At 55.3% G+C, this 5,159-nt stretch carries 4 protein-coding genes; 2 read left to right on the forward strand and 2 right to left on the reverse strand.

The annotated features are described in order from the left end of the window. Positions 1–149: 149 nt before the first annotated feature. Together ABS758_RS14835 and ABS758_RS14840 are read right to left on the reverse strand one after the other, a co-directional pair. A complete protein-coding gene (locus ABS758_RS14835; RefSeq protein WP_350384120.1) occupies positions 150–740 on the reverse strand; it encodes a response regulator transcription factor in 591 nt (196 codons plus the stop codon). Positions 741–862: 122 nt separating this feature from the next. Beyond that, a complete protein-coding gene (locus ABS758_RS14840) occupies positions 863–2,851 on the reverse strand; it encodes a PAS domain S-box protein (RefSeq protein ID WP_350384121.1) in 1,989 nt (662 codons plus the stop codon). A gap of 166 nt (positions 2,852–3,017) precedes the next feature. Here ABS758_RS14840 and ABS758_RS14845 point away from each other — a divergent pair, with 166 nt between their 5' ends. Both ABS758_RS14845 and ABS758_RS14850 read left to right on the forward strand, forming a co-directional pair. Continuing rightward, positions 3,018–4,028, forward strand: coding sequence for a TRAP transporter substrate-binding protein (locus ABS758_RS14845; RefSeq protein ID WP_417277480.1), 1,011 nt, complete (start codon positions 3,018–3,020; stop codon positions 4,026–4,028). Positions 4,029–4,068: 40 nt separating this feature from the next. Next, positions 4,069–5,070: a TRAP transporter substrate-binding protein gene (locus tag ABS758_RS14850; protein WP_350384123.1), complete on the forward strand. Its 1,002-nt coding sequence runs from the start codon at positions 4,069–4,071 to the stop codon at positions 5,068–5,070. Positions 5,071–5,159: the final 89 nt, after the last annotated feature.

Raw genomic sequence — 5,159 nt, forward strand, 5'->3', positions numbered from 1 at the left:
CTCTGCAGGGGCTTTGTTTTGCGCGCTCGCTTCGTACACTCGGGTTAGAATAAACTTCGCCTTAACAAGCACCACACTGTGCCTGCACCAGGCCAAAACATGCCTGCCTGCTTAATCCAAACAGGCCCCTGTGCAAGATAGATAATCTGTTATTGGATCAGGCGAGCAAGCTCGACTGCTGTGCGCACGCCCATCTTTGTAAAGATGCTTGCGCGGTGCACCTCGACCGTACGCATCGTGATGCCCATTTCGTCAGCGATCACCTTGTTCATCTTACCTTCCAGGATGAAACCCAAGGTTTCTCGCTCGCGGGCAGACAGCGTGGCCAAACGGGCCTGCACATCTGCCTGGAGGCCGCCTTGCACGGAGGCCAGTAGTGCCTCCTGTACCCGATCCATCAATTTATTGTCATTAAAGGGCTTCTCAAAGAAGTCAAAGGCGCCGCGTTTGAGGCTGTCTACGGCCATGGGCACATCCGCGTGGCCAGTTAAAAATATCACCGGCATGCGTGCACGGAATCCGCGAGCAGAGATGGCTTCGAATAGCGAGGCGCCGCTCATCTCAGGCATACGCATGTCCAGCAGCAGACAGTCACCATCGTCATTGAACACATAGTCTGAATCCAGCACAGATAAAAATTGTGAGGCGCTGTCGTAGGCGGTGGCCTGGATGTGTCGGGATTCTGCCAGCCACATAAGGGAATCGCGAATTACTTCTTCATCGTCGACGATGTGTAACACTTGTTTTGCTCCTGCTGTATTGATGCCTTTGGTGGCCAAGTGTGCACCCGTGTTTTAGTGCGTCAGCCTAGGCTGTACAAATAGCCGGAAGGTGGTGATCGCTGGGTGGGCAGTACGTAGGTTTAATTTGCTGTCGCAAGCGAGAACCGGAAGATCGTACCGCCTTCGAGGTTATCGGAATAGGACAGCGAACCCCCATGTGATTCTACGATGGTTCTGCAGATTTTCAGGCCCATTCCCATGCCATCGGGCTTGGTGGAGAAAAAAGGCGAGAACAGGCGTTCTCTTGCTTCCTGTGATATCCCGCAGCCCCGATCTGTCACGCTGATGGTGACACTGCTGGGGCTTCCGGATTCACAACCTGCATTGATCTGCAAGATTCGTCGCTCAGGGGGCATATCGCGCATTGACTCAATGGCGTTGCGGGTCAGATTGAGCAGCACTTGTCCGAGCATCATGGGGTCTGCCGTCACAGCTGGTGTCTCAGGAGAAACATCGGTGTGTATCTGCACAAAATGCTGGCTGGCCTGTAGCTCCGCCAGTTGTACCGCTTCGGTGATCACGGTGCGCAGATCCACTGTTTCGAGGTGTGGCTCGCGCCGCTTGGTGAAGGTATGCACGCTACGGATGATCTGCCCGGCACGCTGGGCCTGGATGTTGGCCTTTTCAAGTGCGCCTTGCAGGCGTCCCGCGATGGTTTGGTCCAGGCTCGTGTCGGGGTCGTTCAAAAGGTTGAGTGCCCCTGTGGTGTAACTGGTGATGGCAGCCAGGGGCTGATTGAGTTCGTGCGCCAAGGTGGACGCCAGCTCTCCCATAGTTACCAGACGGGCGCTGGCCTCAAGCTTTTCTTGTTGGCGACGACTGAGCTCTTCGAACCGTTTGCGATCCGACAGATCCATGATGGAACCCATCCAGCCTGTCTGGCGTCCCGTGTCGTCTCGCAGGGCAGATTCGTAGATCAGAACGGGAAACCGCTCGTCATCAGTCCGGCGAAAAACAGTTTCGAAACCATGCGTATTGATCGTGCCCGAGAGCCTTTGAGAAAAGCGCTCCTGGTAGCCGGGCATAAGCTCGGGGGCCCAGTACGGCATAGGTGGTGCCCGTCCAATCAGTTCTTCGGCAGGGATTCCGACCATTCGACAAAAGGCTGGGTTCACATACGTGATGCGGCCGTCCAGATCGTAGACTCGCAAGCCGGTCACCAGAGAATCTTCCATTGCTGTCCGGAAAGCGATCTGACCGCGTAATGCGCGTTCGACCTGGACGCGCCGCCGGATATCGCGCCACAAGGCGGTGAGGCTCCAGAACAGCCCGAGGCTGAGCAGGACAATCGCCACCACCAGCAAGTTGGACATCAGGCGGGGTGTACCTCGCACGCTGTCTGTGCGCAAGGTGATATCGGCGTACGGCAGGTGCAGGTCGTGGGCATAGGTGTATACATGACGCCCGACCCCACCTGCAGTGCGTTGCCCCAGCGTGTTCTCGAGACGGTCTGTCAGACGGATCTCGCTTTTTTGCGCAAACCACCAGGGCACCATGTGCTCGAGAATGCCGGACATCGAATAACTGACCAGCAGGCTGCCTAGATAGACACCCTGTTGCTGCACAGGAAATAGATACTCCATTGTGGCTGAATGGCGGCTGTCCTGCGGTGGGTCGGGCTGGATGTATTCTGGCTCGAGCGTGTTACGCAGGCGCTCAAGCTTGGCGCTCAGCCGTCCCGGGGTATCCATGGAGAAGGGGGCTTTTCCCGACGAGAGCACTATGGTTCCGTGGCTATCGACCCATGCCATGCCGGCGAGTTCGGGATGGCTGCGCAAAATCAGCTGCATGCGTTTGCTCAGTAATTCGCCCGCCAGATGGTTGTTGGCAATCTCATTGGCCAGGGCCCTGACGGAGTCTTCGTTGCGTCCCAGTTGAAAACGGATGCTTTGCTCAACCCATAAGGTATCGGCGATCAGTTGTTCCTGCCGTTCGGTGGATTCGATCTGTTGTGCTTTGTACGGCAGCCAGATCACTGTCAGTAGAAACAGCACTGTGCATCCCACCAGGACAAGCCATTGCAGGGTGCGGCGGTGACTGATTGAAGAAAAGAGAGAAAACGTGCGCATGGGAATCTTTGTTTTTGCCAGTGTATCTGAGGCAGGAAGTTTGCGGAGGTTCCTATGCCTGCGCCCGATTGTGGATATCCACAGTTGATTGCCAAGGCCAGTTTGCACAGAATGACGTCACGAATTTTTACCTTGCCACTGCTTCGGCTAAAGAAGATTTTCCTTGATCAAATTGTTTGCCGCCTTGTTTGCCTGTGCGTTGCTGAGCCTGTCTCCAGTGCAGGCGCAGCCGTCGCCCATCGTGATCCGGTTCAGCCATGTGGTGGCCCCGGCGACGCCCAAGGGCAAGGCAGCTTTGCGCTTCAAGGAACTCGCCGAGCGGGCGACTGGTGGCCGTGTGCGCGTGCAAGTATATCCAAACAGCGAGCTCTATCAGGATCGGGATGAGCTCGAGGCACTGCAGCTGGGGGCTGTGGAGATGATCGCGCCCTCATTGTCCAAGCTGACCCCGTTGGGCGTTCGAGAGTTTGAGGTATTTGACGTGCCGTTTCTGTTTCCCGATGAGACAGCGCTGCACAAGATTACCCAGGGCCCCATTGGCAAGCGCTTGCTTGATCGTCTACGCAGCAAGGGTATCGTGGGGCTTGCTTTTTGGGACAACGGATTCAAGTCGTTTTCGGCGAATCGTCCCTTATACCGGCCCGAGGATATGTCGGGCTTGCGTATGCGGATTCAACCCTCCAGGGTGCTGGATGCCCAGATGAGGGCCCTGGGTGCGCAACCCATCACCATGCGCTTTGGCGAGGTATATGCAGCACTGGAAGCGGGCGTAGTGGATGGCACGGAAAATCCACCCTCCAATTTCTATACACAGAATATGCAGGACGTCCAAACGCATTTTACGGCCTCCAATCACGGATATTTGGGGTACGTCGTGATCGTGAACAAGAAGTTCTGGGACGATCTGCCGGCTGACATCCGCAGTGCACTCGAAGACGCAATGCAAGAGGCCACTCGTTATGCTGCGTCGATCTCGGATGCGGAAAACGCCGCAGCCCTGGATGCAATACGCGCATCGGGCAAAACCGAGGTTCATACACTCACTGCTGCAGAGCGCCAAGCCTGGGTAGATGCCTTGGCGCCAGTGGTGCAGGAAATGAAAGATGTGATCGGCTCGCAGTTGATTGCAGATATTCAGCAGACGATCAGAACGTCTGATCAGCATGTTTCTCATTGAACACGTTTTTTCCATCTCTCATAAATCAGGAGACTTTTAAATGAAAATCCGCATGCCTCTTATTAAAACGGTGGGTGTTTGTGTCGCTCTGGCGTTTTCCTCAGCCGCTTTTGCCGAAAAACCCATTATTGTGAAATTCAGCCACGTCGTGGCCGAAAACACCCCCAAGGGCCAGGGTGCCCTGAAATTCAAAGAGCTGGCCGAGGCTGCGCTGCCCGGTAAAGTAGATGTACAGGTTTTCCCCAACTCGCAGTTGTTTGGCGATGGCAAGGAAATGGAAGCGCTGCTGCTGGGTGATGTGCAAATTATTGCGCCGTCGCTTGCCAAGTTCGACCGCTATACCAAGAAGCTGCAGATTTTTGACCTGCCATTCATGTTTGATGACGTGGCCGCACTGGATCGCTTCCAGGCCAGCCCTGATGGTCAAGAGTTGCTGAATGCGATGAAATCCAAGGGTATCCAGGGCTTGGCTTACTGGCACAATGGCATGAAGCAAATGTCCTCCAACCAGGACTCCCTGGTTCGTCCGGAAGACATCAAAGGCTTGAAATTCCGTATCCAGTCGTCTGATGTGCTTGAGGCACAGTTCCGTCAACTGGGCGCCAATCCGCAGAAGCTGTCTTTTGCCGAGGTCTATCAGGCCCTGCAAACCGGTGTTGTGGATGGTGCCGAGAACCCCTGGTCCAACATCTACTCGCAAAAATTCCACGAAGTCCAGAAGACCATTGCTGTCACCAACCACGGTGCATTGGATTACATGGTAATCACCAATTCTGGCTGGTGGGATGGTTTGCCTGAAGACGTCCGTGCCGGCCTGAAAAAAGCGATGGCTGGGGCTACTGAATATGCCAACCAGTTGGCTGCCGAGATCAATGATCGCGATCGCCAACGGATTGCTGATGCCGGTAAGGCTAAGATTCAAACCCTTACCAAGCGGGATGTTGCCGCCTGGCGTGAGGCTGTTCGTCCGGTCTGGACTCAGTTTGCCGACGAGATCGGTAAAGATCTGATTGCGAAGGCACGGGCCTCCAACGAGGAATAAGGCGGTTTCGACAGTACGGCCGCAGCATCTGCGGCCGTTTCTCGTATCCTGAAGGAGTTCTCCATGCTGAGAAACTGGCTGGAACATCT

Source organism: Castellaniella sp. FW104-7C03 (assembly GCF_040276085.1).
Taxonomy (GTDB): Bacteria; Pseudomonadota; Gammaproteobacteria; order Burkholderiales; family Burkholderiaceae_B; genus Castellaniella.

Excerpts from the sequence above, each read along its gene's own strand:
- ABS758_RS14840 (WP_350384121.1), bottom strand. The coding sequence starts at position 2,851 with ATGCGCACGTTTTCTCTCTTTTCTTCAATCAGTCACCGCCGCACCCTG.
- ABS758_RS14850 (WP_350384123.1), top strand. The coding sequence starts at position 4,069 with ATGAAAATCCGCATGCCTCTTATTAAAACGGTGGGTGTTTGTGTCGCT.